15 protein-coding genes are annotated in these 17,962 nt (G+C 57.4%); 6 read left to right on the plus strand and 9 right to left on the minus strand.

Annotation, left to right across the window (positions count from 1 at the left end; all coding sequences use genetic code 11):
• Window positions 1–7: 7 nt before the first annotated feature.
• The 8 genes from potE to ELQ88_RS16735 all read right to left on the minus strand — a co-directional run bounded on the left by potE (window position 8) and on the right by ELQ88_RS16735 (window position 11,266).
• A complete protein-coding gene (potE, locus tag ELQ88_RS16700) occupies window positions 8–1,348 on the minus strand; it encodes a putrescine-ornithine antiporter (protein WP_138966414.1) in 1,341 nt (446 codons plus the stop codon).
• A gap of 79 nt (window positions 1,349–1,427) precedes the next feature.
• Window positions 1,428–3,185 (minus strand): arginine decarboxylase, encoded by a 1,758-nt coding sequence (locus ELQ88_RS16705; protein ID WP_228761621.1) that lies wholly within the window; start codon window positions 3,183–3,185, stop codon window positions 1,428–1,430.
• Complete coding sequence (locus ELQ88_RS16710) at window positions 3,182–3,466, minus strand: hypothetical protein (RefSeq protein ID WP_138966416.1); 285 nt, start codon at window positions 3,464–3,466, stop codon at window positions 3,182–3,184. Before ELQ88_RS16710 ends, ELQ88_RS16705 begins: the two co-directional genes overlap by 4 nt.
• A gap of 160 nt (window positions 3,467–3,626) precedes the next feature.
• Complete coding sequence (locus tag ELQ88_RS16715; RefSeq protein WP_138966418.1) at window positions 3,627–3,875, minus strand: hypothetical protein; 249 nt, start codon at window positions 3,873–3,875, stop codon at window positions 3,627–3,629.
• A 246-nt stretch (window positions 3,876–4,121) separates the two neighbouring features.
• Window positions 4,122–5,555, minus strand: coding sequence for an efflux transporter outer membrane subunit (locus ELQ88_RS16720; RefSeq protein ID WP_138966420.1), 1,434 nt, complete (start codon window positions 5,553–5,555; stop codon window positions 4,122–4,124).
• 1 nt (window position 5,556) lies between these two features.
• Entirely contained in the window at window positions 5,557–8,766 is a 3,210-nt protein-coding gene (locus tag ELQ88_RS16725; RefSeq protein WP_138966422.1) for a multidrug efflux RND transporter permease subunit, read from the minus strand.
• Window positions 8,763–9,851: an efflux RND transporter periplasmic adaptor subunit gene (locus ELQ88_RS16730; RefSeq protein WP_346342820.1), complete on the minus strand. Its 1,089-nt coding sequence runs from the start codon at window positions 9,849–9,851 to the stop codon at window positions 8,763–8,765. The genes ELQ88_RS16725 and ELQ88_RS16730 overlap by 4 nt, the downstream gene beginning before the upstream one ends.
• A gap of 224 nt (window positions 9,852–10,075) precedes the next feature.
• Window positions 10,076–11,266, minus strand: a complete 1,191-nt coding sequence (locus ELQ88_RS16735) for a cation:proton antiporter (RefSeq protein WP_138966426.1) — start codon at window positions 11,264–11,266, stop codon at window positions 10,076–10,078.
• Window positions 11,267–11,628: 362 nt separating this feature from the next.
• On the opposite strand from ELQ88_RS16735, the gene ELQ88_RS16740 reads away from it, so the two are divergent.
• The 5 genes from ELQ88_RS16740 to ELQ88_RS16765 all read left to right on the plus strand — a co-directional run bounded on the left by ELQ88_RS16740 (window position 11,629) and on the right by ELQ88_RS16765 (window position 14,969).
• A complete protein-coding gene (locus ELQ88_RS16740) occupies window positions 11,629–11,946 on the plus strand; it encodes a transposase (RefSeq protein ID WP_138966428.1) in 318 nt (105 codons plus the stop codon).
• Complete coding sequence (tnpB, locus tag ELQ88_RS16745) at window positions 11,943–12,329, plus strand: IS66 family insertion sequence element accessory protein TnpB (protein WP_161599968.1); 387 nt, start codon at window positions 11,943–11,945, stop codon at window positions 12,327–12,329. The genes ELQ88_RS16740 and tnpB overlap by 4 nt, the downstream gene beginning before the upstream one ends.
• A gap of 13 nt (window positions 12,330–12,342) precedes the next feature.
• Complete coding sequence (locus tag ELQ88_RS16750) at window positions 12,343–12,579, plus strand: hypothetical protein (protein WP_138966432.1); 237 nt, start codon at window positions 12,343–12,345, stop codon at window positions 12,577–12,579.
• A 423-nt stretch (window positions 12,580–13,002) separates the two neighbouring features.
• The gene (locus ELQ88_RS16760; protein WP_138966435.1) at window positions 13,003–14,295 is read left to right on the plus strand and encodes an ATP-binding protein; all 1,293 of its coding nucleotides are present in this window, start codon (window positions 13,003–13,005) and stop codon (window positions 14,293–14,295) included.
• Window positions 14,292–14,969, plus strand: coding sequence for a hypothetical protein (locus tag ELQ88_RS16765; RefSeq protein WP_138966437.1), 678 nt, complete (start codon window positions 14,292–14,294; stop codon window positions 14,967–14,969). Before ELQ88_RS16760 ends, ELQ88_RS16765 begins: the two co-directional genes overlap by 4 nt.
• A 390-nt stretch (window positions 14,970–15,359) precedes the next feature.
• On the opposite strand, the gene ELQ88_RS16770 is transcribed toward ELQ88_RS16765, so the two are convergent.
• A complete protein-coding gene (locus tag ELQ88_RS16770; protein WP_064677643.1) occupies window positions 15,360–16,274 on the minus strand; it encodes a LysR family transcriptional regulator in 915 nt (304 codons plus the stop codon).
• Window positions 16,275–16,529: 255 nt separating this feature from the next.
• Between ELQ88_RS16770 and ELQ88_RS16775 the strand changes: the two genes are divergently transcribed.
• Window positions 16,530–17,552 carry a zinc-dependent alcohol dehydrogenase family protein gene (locus ELQ88_RS16775; protein ID WP_128873422.1) on the plus strand — a complete coding sequence of 341 codons (1,023 nt, stop codon included), beginning with the start codon at window positions 16,530–16,532 and terminating at the stop codon, window positions 17,550–17,552.
• Window positions 17,553–17,962 lie beyond the last annotated feature (410 nt).

Consider the following 17,962-nt stretch of genomic DNA (forward strand, 5'->3'; position numbering starts at 1 on the left):
GCAACGGTCAAGGGTTGTCGGCCCGGGTCTGAGCGGCTGGAGATGGGTCGACGAAACGTTTGGCGAGGAAACCGTAGAGCAGGTAGCCGAACACCAGGACGAGGGTGCCGCCGAACACGGCGTCTCTGCCGCAGGCATACAGGGCGTACAAGGAATACGCCACGGCAACCAGCAATAGCACTGTGTTGCGGGTGTATACGCCGGCACTGACGTTGGCTTTGTACATCATGACCAGCAGGCCGGTGGCCGCCGTCACATAGGGAATCAGGTTGGTCACTGCCGCCAGGCTGACGAGTTTTGCGAATTGGGCACTGGCGTTGGGCGAAATGGTCGATAGCGCCAACAAGGTCTGCAACACACCACAGACCAGCATTCCGACTATAGGGGCGTTTCGTGCGCTGACCTTGCTGAACAGTTTCAGGAACATCCCTTGGTCAGCCGTCATCTTGGCGGTTTGCGCCAGGGTGAACTGCCAGCCCAGCAGCGAACCGACACAGGCCATCACCGCCAGCGCCATGATGATGTTGCCGACCGTGGGGTTGAACATGTGTGCATAGACGAGCGCGAAAGGGGCCGATGAGTTGGCCAGTTCGGCATTGGGTATGATCCCCTGAATAACCGTGGTCGACAGCACATAAACCACTGCCGCACCCAGCGTGCCAAACAGGCAGGCCAGCGGCACGGTGCGTTTGGGATCTTCCACTGCATCGGAGGCCTGTGCCGCCGACTCCATACCGAGGAAGGCCCACAGGGTCAGGGGAATCGCCTTGCCGATGGCTTCGGAGATTGGCAGGTTGTTCGGGTTCCAGGCGGCAGCCAGCACATCGGGCTTGAACCAGAACCAGCCAATGATGCTCAAGCCGGCCACCGGAATGATCACACCCCACACGGTAATCGCACCGATCTTGCCCGTGATGCCGGGGCCGCCAAAATTGGCCACGGTGGTCAACCAGAGCAAGCCGACTGTTCCGACAAACAGCGGAATGGCGCCACTCCCCAGCCACGGCACGAACGATGTCATGTACCCCACTGCGGAGATGGCGACCGCTACGTTGGCGATGGCCAGCGAAAGGAAGTACAGATACGAACAGAGGAAGAACCCTGATTTGGCGTGCGCCTCTTCGGTGTAGGCGGATAACCCGCCTGAGCGCGGACAGTAGATGCCGCACTGGGAAAAGCAGTAAGCAATGGCCATGGAACCGACGGCAGTGACGATCCATGACAGCAATGAAACGGCCCCGAGTTGGGCCATGCTCGTCGGCAACATGATGATGCCTGAGCCCATCATGTTCACCGTCACCAGTGTGGTGAGCCCCATGAGGCTCATTTTCTTGCTTGAGTCGGCCATCGGAAACTCCTTGATCTGCTCAACGCATTGACCCTGAATCCGGCGCTTGACTGCTTGTCGTCGGGTTAGGGGCTAAACCCTAGTTTTTGACCACATAGACCTTGTAGGTTGGCCGACCTTGGTTATCACGCTCGATTTCCACGCCATGATTGTCATGCTCGAAACCCGGGAAGTGGCCATCGAACAGTTCCATCGCCAACAGGTAGTCGACGATGGCCTTTTTATCGGCGCCGGCTTTTTCGCCGGGCATCATCAATGGAATACCCGGCGGATAAGGGACGATCTGCACGGCTACGGTGCGATCGATCATGTCTCGCACGGCAATTTGCTCAATGTCGCCTTTCACCAGCCTGGCATAGGTGGCTCGAGGCGAAACGACCGGGTCCGGCAGCAAGGTGTAGGCCGCATCCATGTTGCGTAGCATCTGCGAGCTGATCATGTCCTGGTGCATGGCTTCGGCGAGGTCCTTGAGCCCCATGCCGCTATAGCGCTCGACATGGTTGTCGACCAGATCGGGCAGGACTTGCTCCAGCGGTGAATTGCGCTCGTAATGTTTCTTGAATTCCATCAGGCCGGCGATCAGAGAGCCCCATTTGCCTTTGGTCACGCCGAGGCTGAACAGCACGAGAATGGAATACGGCTCAGTCTTCTCAACCACGATGCCGCGACTGGAGAGGAAGGACGACACCAGCGGCGCGGGGATGCCACTGTTCTCCATTTGACCGTCGAGCCTCTGGCCAGGCGTCAGCACCGTGACCTTGATCGGGTCCAGCATGCAGTAGTCGGCGCCCAGGTCACCGAAGCCATGCCAGCTGGCCGCCGGTTTGAGCACCCAGGCATCGCCATGGCGTAAAACTTCAGGGTCGAGTTCGGCAAAAGGTACACCGTTGACTTCATCGGGTTGCCAGACCCCGAACCACCAATCCTTGCCATTGCGCTCACGGATTTCGTCGCTCAGGCGAGCCATGGCCTGGCGAAAGGCAATGGCCTCGTCGATGGATTCATCGGTAAGGTAGCCCCCTGCGTCGTCCATCATTTTCGACGAAACATCGATCGAGGCGATGATGCTGTACTGCGGTGACGTGGAGGTGTGCATCATGAAGGCTTCGTTGAACAGAGCCGGCTTGACCTCAACCTTGCCCGAGCGGACATGGATCATCGAGGCTTGTGAAAGCGCCGCCAGTAACTTGTGGGTGGAGTGGGTGACGGTGACGGTGGCGTCGTCCGGATGGCGTTCGCCACGGTGCATGCCATAGCGGCCTTCGTAGAGTGGGTTGAAGCGCGCATAGGCATACCAGGCTTCGTCGTAGTGGATGCGGTCGACGCTCTGGCTCAGCTCGCGGGTGGTGGTCTGCACGTTGTAGCAAAGGCCATCGTAGGTCGAGTTCGTCAGCACCGCGAGTACCGGGCGGGCCTGCTTATTGGTGGCCAACGGGCTGTCAGCGAGTTTGCCGGTAACGGCAGCCGGGGTCAGTTCCGAAAGGGGCACCGGCCCGATCAGGCCCCGCGCATTGCGCCTTGGGCGTAGGTACAAGGGCACCGCCCCCGACATATTCAACGCATAGTTCAACGACTTGTGGCAGTTGCGATCAACCAACACGGCATCGCCGTCGGTCACCGCTGAATGCAGGACGATCTGATTGCTCGCCGAACTGCCACCGACCGAGAAAAAGGTGAAGTCGGCACCGAACACGCGCGCAGCGAATTTTTCCGCGTCATTCACCGGGCCCGAGTGGTCATTCAACGAACCCAATTCGCCGACTGAAACACTGAGGTCGGAGCGCAGCATCTGCTCGCCGTAGAAGTCGAGGAACGTACGCCCGACCGCGGTCTTCATAAATGCCGTGCCGCCGGTATGGCCAGGGGTGTGCCAGGCTGGACACTGCGCACCAGGATGTTGTCGTCGGTTTCCAGGGCATTGGCCACGATCAACACGGTCTCGAGTGGGTGGCCATCGTATTCGGCGTTGTTGCGCGGGAGGTCGACAACGCCATTTACCGGCAACGAAGCGTCTTGCAGTTGCTTATAGATGTCGGCTTGATCGAGAGCGACAAACGCTCTGGAAGTGCGAAAGCAATCATGAACCGAGTTGCTGGCGGCGATCTTTAAGTAGTGCACAACATCACCTCCAGCTGGCGCACGAGCACCTGCTTTTAAGGGCGGTAAATATGCGGGCTACTTCAAAAAACCCTGATTAAAATAACTGGCAATGTTGGTGGGTGTAGACCATCATGATCAGTCGGTATTTTTTCTCCAGTACCCTGGTAATCCTTGTGTATCAAGCGTGATAAAGCGTTTTTACCGAGCCAGATACAGCGTGCTGATCGAGCGGCTGACTATTAGAAAACGTTCCTGGCGACAGAGAATTATTCCCAGTCGCTCCCAGAGAATGAGGTGCATTAATTCTTGAACTCAATCGCTCAACGAATGACTCAGCTGCAGCAAGGCTGCGGAAACTTGCAACCCACCGATCCATGTGAACCCACCAGAGATTCTGCACAGGATCTTTTTCAAGATAAATGTTCATTTACGGCGCTCGGCGATACAGGGTTTCAATCATCCTGACCTGTGCGGAGTCATCCTTTGTTCATCCAAGTACGATGACGGTAGCCATTCGTGCTGTTGATCTTTCTGTTTTTTAGTCTGTACTCGAACAACTGGCAAACTGTTGATAAAAATCAACCCTTCTGGACTGTTTTCAATAGCTCAATACCGCGTGTCGGATTCCTGCACTGGTGCCGCATCAATTGAATATTGGCGGGCGGCATTCTGATCATGGTCTTTTTTCGCTGACAGTTGCCGTCAACTTGTCCGCTTTGGTCACCCAACCACCACCTGTCGCCTTGTAAACATCGATCATGGCGGTGAACACCGAACCCCGGGTCTGGGTGTAATTCAACTCGGCATCGAACAAGCTGCGTTCGGCATCCAGGACTTCTATGTAGCTGGTGTACCCATTGTCGTAGCGCAGTCGTGCAAACCTGGTGTAAGTCCGCAGCGCTTCGACCTGACCGGCCTGGGAAGCCATCTGCTCACGGGATTTGCTCGCCGCGACCAACGCGTTTTCCACATCCCTGAAGGCTGATTGAATCGACTGTTGGTAGACCAGCAAGGTTTGTTGTTGAAAGGCCTCGGTCTGTTGGACTTGGCCGGCGATCCCGCCAGCGGTGAAAATAGGCATGCTCGCGGCGACACCATAGGACCAGGCGGCGGCCGGTCCGGTGAATAAATTCGAGAGTTGGTTACTGACTGAGCCCAACAGCCCGGTCAGGGATATCGTCGGGAAGTACAGCGCCTTGGCGGCACCGATTTGGGCATTGGCGGAAATCAGGTTCAGTTCGGCCTGACGTAGATCTGGGCGTCGCTCCAGCAAGTCCGAAGGCAACCCGGCGGGGACCGAGGGCAGGGTCAGTTGCGTCAGATCACGGCCTCTGATGATAGGTCCCGGATTGCGTCCAAGCAGCACCGCCAAATTGTTTTCCTGTTGCGCCACCTGGGACTCGAATTGCGATACAGAAGCTTGGGTGCGCTGGAATTCGGAGAGGTTTTGCGCCAGTTCCATTTCGGAAATGGTGCCGGCGCCAAAGCGCAGTTTAAAAATTCCGTAGGAGTCGCCACGGGCCTTGGCGGTGGTGCGGGCGATTTCCAGTTGCCGGTCAAGATCGCGAAGTGCGATGTAGCTGGATGCCACCGAGGACACCAGGCTCAGAATGACCGTACGCCGACCTTCCTCCGAGGCCAGCAAGTCAGCACGCGCCGACTCATTGAGCCGTCGTAAACGACCCCAGACGTCCAACTCCCAGCTCACATTGAGGGTCGCCTGGTAGTTTTTGTAAATCGGGTCGACGCCGGAATCCAATGGCACCGGGCCGTTGTCGCGCGGAGCTCTGGAGCGACTGCCTTGCGCCCCGACGCCGATTTGCGGAAACATCTGCGAGCGCACCACTCCGTAACGCCCCTGGAATTCCTCGACCCGGGCGGCGGCAATCTTGATGTCTTTATTTTCGGCCAGCGCACTGCGGATCAAGTCATTCAGGACCGGATCCTTGAACTGTTCCCACCACAGGGTGTTGGACAGATTGTTGGCCTCCTGGTCCGCATAGCGATAGGCAGCGGGTGCGTCTGTGGCAGGGCGCTGGTAATCCGGGCCGAGCATACAGCCCGTCAGGCCCAGACAAATCAACAGCGGGAGATGAAGTGTGCGCATCTCAATCCCCCTCATGTTTTTGTAGAGGGACGCCGCCGGGAATCTCCCCGGGCGACGTTAATGAAGGCGGCGGGGTTGTCTGTTTGACCGCGCCTTTTTTCTCAGTCAAACGTTCAACGAGGTAGTAGAAGAGAGGGATAAAGAAGATGGCGATGACGGTCGCCGCCAGCATCCCGCCGATCACACCTGTACCGATGGAGTGTCGACTGTTTTCCGATGCCCCGACGGCAATGGCCAGCGGAACGCAACCCAAAATGAACGCCAGTGACGTCATCACGATGGGCCGCAAGCGCTCCCTGGCGGCAGTCATTGCAGCATCATAGGCGGACATGCCGTTTTCCCGGTTCAGTACCGCAAACTCGAAAATGAGGATGGCGTTCTTGGCGGCCAGGGCCACCAGCATGGTCAAGCCGATCTGGAAGTAGACGTCATTGCTTAACCCCCGGATCAGGACGGCAAGCAGTGCACCGAACAAGGCAAAGGGCACCGCCAGCAATACGCCGACGGGCAGGGACCATTTCTCGTACTGAGCCGCCAGGATCAGAAACACCATGATCAGGCCGAAGATGATCACCTGGGAGGAGGCCCCCCCGCTTTTTTTCTCCTCGAAGGCTTCGCCGCTCAAGGCCAGGGCGTAGTCGTTGGTCATGATTTCAGCGCTGATTTCTTCCAGGGCCTTGAGCGCTTGGCCGGAACTGTAGCCGGGTGCCGCGTTGGCGGTGAGTTTGACCGCCGGAAAGTTGTTGAAGCGGGTCAGCAGGTCGGGACCGGTGACGTAGCGGGTGGTCAGCAGGGCTTTGAGCGGCACCATCCCAAGGTTTTTACTGCGCACGTAAATCTGCTGCAAGTCTTCGGCCTTGAGCCGATAGCTCGGTTCAGCCTGCAGAATCACCTGCCACAGGCGGCTGAATTTATTGAATTGAGACACATAGAGAGAGCCAAACATGGTTTGCATGGTGCTGTAGACGTCTTCCACCGGCACCCCCAGCGTCTCTGCCTTTTCCCGGTCTACGTCGACCAGCAATTGCCGGGAAAACACGTTGAAGGTGGAGGTAATGGCGCCGAGTTCCGGGCGCTGTTTGGCTTTTGCGACAAGGGTGCCGACCATCTCAGCCAATTGGTCGACGGTGGCGTCCCCCTTGCTTTGCACCCATACCTCCATGCCGCCTGTAGTGCCCAGGCCGGGAATGGACGGCGGATTGACCGGAAGAATAATCCCGCCCTGTACCGTGGAAAAAGCGCGGGCGGCTTTCTGAATGACCGCAGGGGCACTTTGTTCCTTGATTGTTTCCGAGTCCTTGTAGCGCTCCTCGAAATCCTTGAACCCGACGAAGAAGGCGCCGGCATTGTTCTTGTTCTGGCCGTCGAGCAGGCTGTAGCCGTTAACGATGGCGACGCCCTCGACGGCTTCGTCGTTCATGAAGAAGTCACTGGCTACTTTGCCCACCTCGCCGGTGCGATCCAGGCTGGCGGCATCGGGCATGATCACCGCCCCCAGCAGATAACCCTGGTCTTCCGGTGGCAGGAAGGCACTGGGAATGCGCTGCGCCATCAGCAGAATCAGAACGATCATGCCGGCAAAGAGTAACAACGCCAGGACAAAGCGCTTGATCATAAACGCCACCGAGCGCGAGTAGCCCTCGGTCATGCGTTCGAAGCTGCGCTCGAACCAGCGGAAAAAAGCGTTCTTTTCGCCGTGTTGGGGCTTGAGCAGCAGGGCCGCCAAGGCCGGCGAAAGCGTTAAAGCCACAAGGCCGGAGATCACCACGGAGATGGCGATGGTAATCGCAAACTGTTTGTAGAGTTGGCCAGTGATTCCCCCCATGAATGCCACCGGGATGAACACCGCGCACAGCACCAGCACGATGGCCACCACGGGACCGGCCACTTCATCCATGGCGCGTTTGGCCGCCTCCTTGGGGTTCATCTTGTGCACGTGCATATTGCGTTCGACGTTTTCAATCACCACGATGGCGTCGTCCACCACGATGCCGATGGCCAGCACCATGCCAAACAGCGTCAGCATGTTCACCGAAAACCCCAGGGCCGACATGCCGATAAAGGTGCCAACAATGGACACCGGCACGGCGAGCACCGGGATCAGCGTGGCGCGCAGGCTCTGCAGGAAGATGAAAACCACCACGACCACCAACACCAACGCTTCGAAAAAGGTGTGTATCACCTCGGAAATCGACGCGCGGGTAAACGCGGTGGTGTCCATCACGATTTTGTATTCGATCCCTTCGGGAAAGGTCGTCTTCATTTGCGCGAGGGTCGACGTCACGGCTGCCGAGACGTCGAGTGCGTTAGCACCCGGTTGTTGATACACCGCGATCAATGTGGCGGGGCGTCCCTGATAGGTGCTGCGCAGGGAGTAGTCTTTTTGCCCGAGCTCGGCTCGACCAATGTCCTTGAGACGAACAATGGCAGCCCCGTCATTGCTCGCGCGCAAGATGATGTTCTCGAACTCCGCAGGTTCAGTCAGGCGTCCCTTGGTGGTCACGGCAAAAGACTGTTCCACGGCCTGGCCCGTCGGGGATTGACCCACACGGCCTACGGCGAATTGCTGGTTCTGGTTGGTGACCGCTTTCTGCACGTCAGCGGCGGTAATCCCCAACTGGGCCATTCGATCGGGTTTGAGCCAGATCCGCATGGCGTAGTCCGGCGTACCAAAAATACTGGCCTGGTTGGCGCCCGGAATACGCTTGATCGCATCCAGAATGTAGAGGTTGGCGTAATTGGCGACATAGGTGCTGTCATAGCGGTCGCCAGCAGAGTACACAGCTAGAACCATCATGAACGCCGAGGATTTCTTCTGCACCTGAATACCCTGGCTCTGCACTGCGGAGGGCAATTGCGGCAGGGCCAGATTGACCCGGTTTTGCACGTCCACTTGGGCAAGCGAAGGGTCGGTACCAATTTCGAAGAAGACGTTGAGGGTCATGTTGCCCGTCGCCGAGCTCGACGAGTTCATGTAGATCATGTTGTCGGCGCCATTGACCTGCTGCTCGATAGGCGCTGCCACATTATTGGCCACGACCTGTGCATCGGCACCCGGGTAGGTCGCTGAAACCGTAATTTGCGGTGGCGTGATATCCGGGTACTGGGCGACCGGCAATTTAGCCATCGCCACTGCGCCAGCCAAGGTGATGATGATCGAGATCACCGACGCGAAGATGGGGCGATCAATGCAATAGTGCGAAATGCTCATGGGCTGCGCCCAGTGTCTTGCGCCGATTTGGCAGCTGTCGGTTTCGCCGTTGTCTCGCCTGCCTGCGCGGTGGGAGGGGGGGAGATGATATTCAGCGGCCCGCCGGGTGTCACTCTGATCGCACCGTCGACCACTATGCGTTCGCCCGCTTGCAAGCCTTGGGTAATGAACCAGTCGTCGCCATGCCAGTCACCCACTTCGACAACGCGTTGCTCGGGCTTGCCCTCTGCATTTATTACCCAGACGAAGTGGCTCTTGGCACCCTCCAGTACTGCCTTCTGCGGCACCACAATGGCGTTCGGCCTGGAAGCTCCGATTGCCCGCGCCCGCACGAATTGGCCTGGACGCAGTTGGCCGTTCGGGTTGGCCACCACGGCGCGGACCAGAAAGGTGCCGGTGTCCTGGCTATAAGAGGGCGCGGCAAAATTCAGACGACCACGGTCAGGTACCACTGAGCCGTCGGCCAGCACCACTTCTACGACAAACTCACTGCGCAGAGGGAATATGAGGTGCCCGGAGGCAATCTCGTCGCGGTACTTGAGCGTCTCGTTTTCCGAAAGACTGAAGTTGACGTAGATCGGGTCCATCTGTGAAACGGTGGTCAGCAGCCCGGACTCACCTGGCGTGACGTAACTGCCTTCCTGCTTTTTGGCAAAGCTTGAAAGGCCGGTGAGGGGAGAGCTTATGGTGGTGTAACTGAGGTTCAACTGCTCGGTTCGAACCGTGCCCTCGGCGGCAAGCACGGCGGCCCGAGTCTGACGCTCATCGCCGACGGCATTGTCCAGATCCATCTTGCTGACCGCATTCTGCGCCGCCAGGGGACGGACACGGGCCAGTGTGGCCTTGGCCACTTCCCAGCGTGCCTGTTGTTGAGCCAATTGGCCCTGCGCCGACAGCAATGAGGCTTCAAAAGGCTTACGGTCCATTTGGAACAGCGTTTGCCCGCTTTTCACCAAATCGCCTTCGGTGTACAGCCGCTTTTCCAGGAAGCCGGCAACCCGGGCGCGAATCTCCACCTCGCGGGAACTCTGTGTTTGGGCAACGAATTCGAACGTCACCGGAGTGTTGCGCGCGGTGACCGTCATGACCGTTACATCGGGTGCTTGACTCGCCAGGGTAGGGGGCTCTTTGCCGCAACCGGCAACCAGGCTCAAGACCCCTACCATAATGGCGATGGGCAAGCCGACGAGCGGTCTGACAGCCTTGATGTTCTCGCCCATACCCTGCTCCGTGTGAATGCTACTTGGACAGAAGCGTAGCCAATCATCACAACGCTAGCACCCGTAGAAGGTGGCATTTCTGACAAAAATCAATGATCGCGATTTGCCAACCGTGAGACCCATGGATTGGCACTCAAGCCATGTAGTAGAACACTGAGTAAAACGGTACAGGCCGCAACGGCCACCAAGGTACGGCTGGCTTGCAGAGGGTAGTCCAAGATCATTATGGCGAAGACGATACTTGCCAAGCCTCGCGGGCCGAACCATCCGATGAACAGGCGGGTTTCGAAATCGAAGCCGGTGCCTGCCAGGCTGATGAGCACAGTCAGTATGCGAATCACGGTCAGACTGAGCACTGCATACAGCCAGATGTTCCAGGTGAAACTGCTCCAGGCCCAAGGGATCACCAGTGCGCCGAATACGACCCAGGTTATGACTGACAGCAGACTGGCGAACTCTTCGCTGGCCTTGAGCAAGTGATGCTTTTGCTCGGTAAACAAATAGCTGGCGAGCAACCCTCCGACGAACGCGGCGATAAACCCGCTACCGCCTAATGCTTGTGCTGTGGCAAAGCAAAGAATGGCTAACCCGGGCAGTGTCAGTTGTGACCACATGGGTGTTTGCCAATGGTGTTTTCCGGAGTAACGCTGCAACAGCCAGGCGATAAGCGTAAGAGCGACACCGGCGACTGCACCGATGCCCAGCTCCTCGATAACCAACTCCACTGCCAGCGAGAGGGGTGACTGCGTCTGCTCTTCGACCAGCAGTGCCAGGAACATCAACAGCACCGGAACGCAGATGCCATCATTCAACCCGCTCTCCACGTTTAACCCTTCACGCACGGACGCCGGTACCTTGGGATTGCTCACAACGGCCTTGCCCAGCGCAGCGTCGGTGGGAGCCAGAAGAGTCGCCAGTATTGCCAATTCCAACGGCGGTACCTGTGGGAACAGCCAGATGCCGACCAGCCAACCACTAAGCATGGTCAGTGGCAGCCCGATCATCAATAAGCGCAGCGGCAATCCTTCGTGCGCTCTTAGGACTTTGAGGTTGGCGTTGGCTGCATCGCTGAAGAGAACAATCGCCAATGTCAGTTCTGCCAGGATCCTGAGGCCGTCCTTGTCAATCCGAAGTTGGAGAATCCCCAGAAACGCCGGGCCGAGAATCAGACCGGCAAGCATGAACATGAGCGGACCATTGAGCAGGCGTGACTCGAAACGCCCCGCAAATATGCTGTAGGTCAGGAGGAAAGCGGCAAGCAGGGCTAAGTTCTGATACATCGATGACCTGCTTGTCTAGGTTGATGCTACGGCAATGGTAGCATTGCCATTCTGACGCGGTGCTTAAAACGTAGAATAGCAACAGTTAATAAAGCTCTACGAAGTAGCAGGGAGGGCATACTCGGATTGCTCATGGCAATGACGTTCACAGGAACAATCAGCATCAAGCCAGGAGACCGAACGTACGATGATGATCGCCGCGCGGGGGTAACCTCACCTGGAGACTCTCGGATGCGGTTGATCGAATGATGACACTTGCCAATTGAACGTCCGGCCAAGTCACCTTCCGAACCCCGGCATTAAGGACGATGGTGTCCGCGTATTTTTAAGCGGACGCGATCACCCTTATCGCCAGAATTTCCATGCGCCAACGAAGCTCTTATCCGAAACCGTTCAACGCCCAGGTCGTTCAGGAATGCCAGCAACCTGGCGCGAGCATTTCCAGCGTCGCCATCAGCCACGGTATCAACGCCAACGTCATTCGCAAATGGATGCCGCTTTACCGAGAACAGCCAGCAACCTCGCTGCCAGCATTTGTTCCATTAAAAGCTGCGCCTAAACGGCCATCCGAGTCCTTGGCGATCGTTGAGCTGTCCGTCAGTGGGCAATCGATCACAGTGAAATGGCCAAGCTCAGATCCAGAAGGCAGCGCCCAATTTCTCCGAGCACTTGCCCAGTGATCCGCATCGATGCGATCTGGCTGGCCACCGAGCCAATGGACATGCGCGCCGGCACCGAAACGGCGTTAGCCCGGGTGATTGCCGTGTTCGGTGCGGCGAAGCCGCACTGTGATTATCTGTTCGCCAATCGCCGCGCCAACCGAATCAAAGTTCTGGTGCATGACGGCGTCGGCATCTGGCTCGCGGCGCGCCGATTGAATCAAGGCAAATTCCACTGGCCAGGCATTCGCCATGGCTCGGAAGTCGAACTCGACAACGAGCAACTTCAGGCATTGGTGCTGGGGGCTGCCTTGGCAACGAGTCGGCTCGGGCGGCTCAATCACAGTGCTTTAAACCCCTGCTATTTGGCCAATCTGTTGGTCGCCGCAGACCGTCTGCTCTGACACAATTTGCGGCATGACTTCTTCGCCCAACCTCGACCAGATGACCCCGGAACAGCTTCGCGCCTTGGCCGAACAAGCCATGCAGTTGCTGTCCCAGGTCGATGCCATGGGCAAGAAAATCCACCGTATTGGAACGAGCAACGACTGCTACCGCATCAGTGGACGCCAGCTTGACTCACGCAAGGTGAGTTGGGCGTACGCATACAGCCGTGGTGATTGGGCAGGCTTTCCTCCGTTCACTTTCGTATAGGCAGCTCACAAGTGATTGCATAGCTTTCCGGGGGGGAGTCTGACGGCTTTCGACGAGTTCGCCTCGATGCATTACAATAGGCACATGTGCCTACGAGGCTTTCCATGTACCCTAAAGACAAGCTTCTGTGGCTTATTGAGCAATCAGGCGTTACCCAAGCCCAAGCGGCTGAGCTCATTGCCCAAGAAACTAAGCGTCCGTGCAGCGTGCGTAGTGTACGAGCTTGGCTGGCGGCCCCAGATAAATCCAGCGCAAGGACCTGCCCAGCTTGGGCGGTCAACGCATTGGAGACTCGACTACTTTTCCTCAAAATTATTGTTTGATGATAGGCGCAAGTGCCTTGTTGCCGTACAGCCCCCAACGGTTTTGGGAGCATCCCATTGCGCCTATGGGTCGGCCCCTGAATGATTGGAGACACCGCCCATGCTTAAAAACCTGACATTTGAAGGTGTTGGTCCTGCAGAGAGGCTCGCCATCGACTTCAAATCGCGTCTGAATTTCCTGACCGGCGACAATGGCTTGGGTAAAAGCTTTGTTTTAGACATCGCCTGGTGGTCACTAACGCGCACTTGGCCCAGAGACGGCATAGCCACTCCGCGTAAGGACGCCAGTCAGTCGAGTATTGCTTACTGCTACGAAGGTAGCACCGGCGAATTTGTCTACAAAAGTAATTTCGACCATGAGTCTCAGCAATGGTCGGTTAAGCAGAGCCGTCCGGCAATTCCAGGGGTAGTGATCTATGCAGGAGTCGACGGCAGCTTTTCTGTCTGGGACCCGGCCCGCAACTACTGGAAGGGGGACAGGGGAGAGGCCGCAGCACCGAACCGTCCACGTAGCTTTGACTTTTCACCTGATGCGGTCTGGAATGGTTTGCTTTCCAGCGACGGCAAAACCCAACTGTGCAACGGGCTGATCAGTGATTGGGTTCTGTGGCAAGAAGGTAGCAAGCCCGCTTTCGATGATCTGGTCAAAGTGCTGGATGCTCTGTCACCTTCTGGTGTAGAAAAAATGAAGCCAGGGGAGCCGATGCGAGTGGGCGATAGTGTCCGATACATTCCCTCGCTACGCATGCCTTACGGACAGGATGTGCCGTTGACCCAGGCTTCGGCAGGAATGCGTCGTATTGCAGCATTGGCCTATCTGCTGGTATGGACTTGGCGAGAGCATCAGTTAGCTTATGAGCGTTACCGGGTCCAACCGGCAAGAGAGATCATCTTTCTAATTGATGAAATCGAGTGCCACCTGCATCCGCAATGGCAGCGCCGTATCGTCCCAGCGTTGCTCAACGTCATGAATGCACTCACTGGTAGTCGTGAGGTACCTGTGCAGCTATTGGCAGCGACTCATTCACCGTTGGTGCTGGCTTCGGTCGAGCCTGATTTTGATAGTGCGCGTGATTGCATCTGGGATTTCGACTTGGTCGGTGCCGAAGTACAGGCATCGCTCTATCCCTATTCGCGTAAAGGGGATGTGAACGCTTGGCTCTCTTCTGAGGTTTTCAATCTGAAGGAGCCCAGCTCCGTGGTTGCCGAAGAAGCGCTGGGCCGTGCCCGAGCATTCTTGCGGCAAGTCAGCCTGCAGAAGGCGCCTTTGACAGCTGAGCAGAAGAGCACACTTAGCGATATTGACTCGGCACTTCGGGGTAGCTTGAGTGATGTCGATTCTTTCTGGGTTCGCTGGAGCAACTTCCGCGAGCAGAGGTTGGGCAACGCATGATTCGAGTCGAGCCGGCGAATGAGCCTGAGAGCTTTGATGAAATAGTCAGAAAACCTGGTCATCGAGCCATTGCCGAACTGGTAGGTGAGGAGGGCCTGCCCGCGCGTAGAGGGCGGCCCAGGGGGGTAGTGGCGCAAACACGCGAAGATATTCCGGCTGACAAGTTTCCACCTGTGTGGACCCATGCTCTACCGGACTTGATGGAGGCGTACGGCCGTCTCTGCGCCTATATCTGTATCTATATCGAGCGAGTCACAGGCGGTGGTTCAGTGGACCATATGCTAGCTAAGTCTCATGCGTGGCAGGACGTATACGAATGGCAGAACTATCGCTTGGCCTGCACGCTAATGAATTCCCGCAAGAACAACTACCAGGATGTCCTAGACCCTTTCGAGGTCGAGGATGGGTGGTTTCGTCTCGAACTGGTCAGCTACCAGGTTATTCCCGGCGAGGGTCTTGATCCCGCGATTGAGGCGCGGGTGCTCGCTACCATCACACGCCTGAAACTGAACGACCATGATTGCCTGAAGGTCCGTGAAGAGTACGCAACAGCATTTTTCGATGGCGACATCAAATTGGACTATTTGCGGCGGCGCGCGCCGTTTTTGGCAAGGGAAATTGAAGGGCAGGGTGCGGTTGACCCCATGGAGAGACACGAGGAGTTGGGGGCTTAACCACGTCGACTGACGCTTCTTTTCGGTACCAGACGAACTGTATCCTTATTCCCCTTGGAGTTCAGACATGCTGCTTTCTAAGGGGCTTGAGGTCGACAGGCAAATTCCCGGTTAGCTGCCCCAGAATACCTTCGCGCGATTTGGTGTTGCTGCGCCAAAGCGACCAGAGCGTTGACTGCTTTACGGGTGCGATGGAGTGCGATTCTGGTGGCGCTTAATTACGTCGAGGGGTAGGTCTTGTTGTGGCGTTAGACTGGGGGCATCCTTTTCAAACCATCCAAAGTATGCCCTCAGATGTGCCCCCAATGTAGCAATCCACTGGAAGTGAATGGAGCTCCATGGTTTGTTGAAAGGCAAAAATGATCAGATAAACAGGCTGTCCGACGGCGCCTATAGACTCTCAGGGTCGCCAAAAAACATCTGAATCCGCGACCTCAACCACCGCTCCCCCGGATCATTGTCCTGGGACCCGCGCCACGCCATATGCAGCTCAAAACTGCGCACCGGCAATGGCGGATCTTCAGCCCGCACACCACCCGCCGCCGTCAGCGCTTCAGCCGTGTAATCCGGCACGGTGGCGACAATGTCGGTGCCGCTGAGCAGGGTGCTCAGGCCGTTGAACTGCGGGACCGCGAGCACCACGTGGCGTTTGCGCCCGAGCTTTTCCAGTTCTTCGTCGATAAAGCCGCTCAAGTCCCCGGCGAACGACACCAGCGCGTGGGGTCGCGCGCAGAAGTCATCCAGGCTCAATGGCCCCGGCACGGTGTCGGCGCGCAGCAGCTTGGGCATGCTGCGGCGCAGCACCTTGCGCTTGGCGTTGGCCGGCAGGTCCGCGGTGTAGCTGACGCCGATGGAAATTTCGCCCGAGGCCAGCAGGCTCGGCATCAGGATGTAGTTGGCCCGCCGCACCACCAGCACAATCCCCGGCGATTCGGCGCGCAGGCGCTTGAGCAGCATCGGCAGCAGGGCGAATTCGACATCGTCCGACAGGCCGATACGGAAGACCGCGGTGCTGGTCGCCGGGTCGAATTCCGCCGCACGGCTGACGGCGGTGGAGATCGAATCCAGGGCCGGAGAGAGCAGGGCGAAGATCTCCACCGCCCGCGCGGACGGCTCCATGCTGCGCCCGGTGCGCACGAACAACGGATCGTCGAACAGCCCGCGCAGGCGCGAGAGCGCCGCACTGATGGCCGGCTGGCCGAGGAACAGCTTTTCCGCAGCGCGGGTCACACTGCGTTCGTGCATCAATGTTTCGAATACGATCAACAGGTTCAGGTCGACACGACGCAGGTCATTACGATTCATCTGGAGTCCTGGCAGAGTCTAGGCTTGACGAGAGCGGCCATTTAAGAACAATGGCCGGCATGAATCTTACGGGGAAAGGCTGCTACTCTGCACCGAATAATTCAGTTTCGCTGGAACGGCGACCATAACCGTTGATCCAGTCGATGCTGCGGAATCAATGACAGGCATGTCGACTATTAATAGCCACTGATGGTCTTGGGTACAAAGCCCAGATAGAGTTCAGGGCATTAGAGGTTTCTTTTGACGAGGTTTGCGATGTCACGCACGATCCGTTTTCACAAGTTTGGTCCGGCCGAGGTGCTCAAATGCGAAGAGCATGCGGCCGCTCTGCCTGCGCCGGGCGAAGTGCAGGTGCGCGTCGAAGCAATTGGCATCAGCTGGTACGACATCCTCTGGCGCCAGAACCTGGCGTCGTCCCATGCTCGCCTGCCTTCAGGGCTTGGCCATGAAATGGCCGGCGTGGTCACGGCGCTCGGCGAGGGTGTCGATGACCTGGAAATCGGTGACAAGGTCGCCAGCTTCCCGGCCGAAAGCCCCAACGACTATCCGGTCTACGGCGAACAGATCGTGCTGCCGCGCTCGGCGCTGACCCGTTACCCGGATGTCCTCAGTCCGATCGAAGCCAGTGTGCATTACACGCCCCTGTTGATCGCCTATTTCGCCTACACCGATCTGGCACGGGTCAAGCCCGGGCAATTTGCCCTGGTCACCGACGCCAGTCACTGTGCCGGACCTTCGTTCGTCCAGTTGGGCAAAGCCATGGGTGTGCGGGTGATTGCCGCGACCAAGACGGCGGATGAACGGGAATACCTGCTGTCCCTCGGTGCCGAGAAAGTCATCGTCACCGAAGAACAGGATCTGCTGATGCAAATCAACAAGATCACCGATAACCGTGGCGTGGACGTGGTATTCGACGGACTCGGCGGCCCACAGATGTCCTTGCTTGGCGATGTGCTTGCACCTCGCGGCAGCCTGGTGCTCTACGGCCTGCAAGGGGGTAACCAGACACCATTCCCGGCCTGTGCAGCGTTCCAGAAGAACATTCAATTCTTCGTGCACTGTATCGGCAATTTCACCGGCAAGCCGGAGCTGGGCATCATTCAGGACCAGGTTGCGCTGCAACGGGCCTTGCGCGATATCAACCAGTTGACCGCAGACCGTGTGCTGCTGCCGCTCAAGACCCGGGTGTTCCCGTTTGCCGAGTTTGTCGAAGCACATCGCTACATGGACGAATGTCCTTGTCGCGAACGGGTCGCCCTCCAGGTCGAGCCTGCGTAACTCCCCAGAAAAAGAGTCCGTGCCCGCACGGACTCTTCGTTGCTGCTTCCCAACCTCACACCTGAGACTTCCCATCGCCTTGTCGGTGGGTCAGTTCAGCAACTGAACTGGTTTTTGCTCTCAATCTGTATCTTCTAATCAGCTTATAAGCCCTGATAATTGAATGATTACTTTCATCTCAAGGAATGAGTCATGGCCGGTTCTCGGGCTGATACTTTTCAATACGCCTCATTGATGCATGTTCGAGCAATAGCGGCTCGTAAAGCAGTTACCCAAAAAGCATGGGTAACTTCCTTCTTTATTTCTTGTACTAAATGTCTGTGGGACGCTGTCGGACATTTCCTAGGACGTCCAGCGTTGCCGCACGGCACCGTATCTACCGGGCTTCGCGGCATTCAGTCCTTGGTCAA

This window comes from Pseudomonas sp. MPC6 (genome assembly GCF_006094435.1).
Classification (GTDB): Bacteria; Pseudomonadota; Gammaproteobacteria; order Pseudomonadales; family Pseudomonadaceae; genus Aquipseudomonas.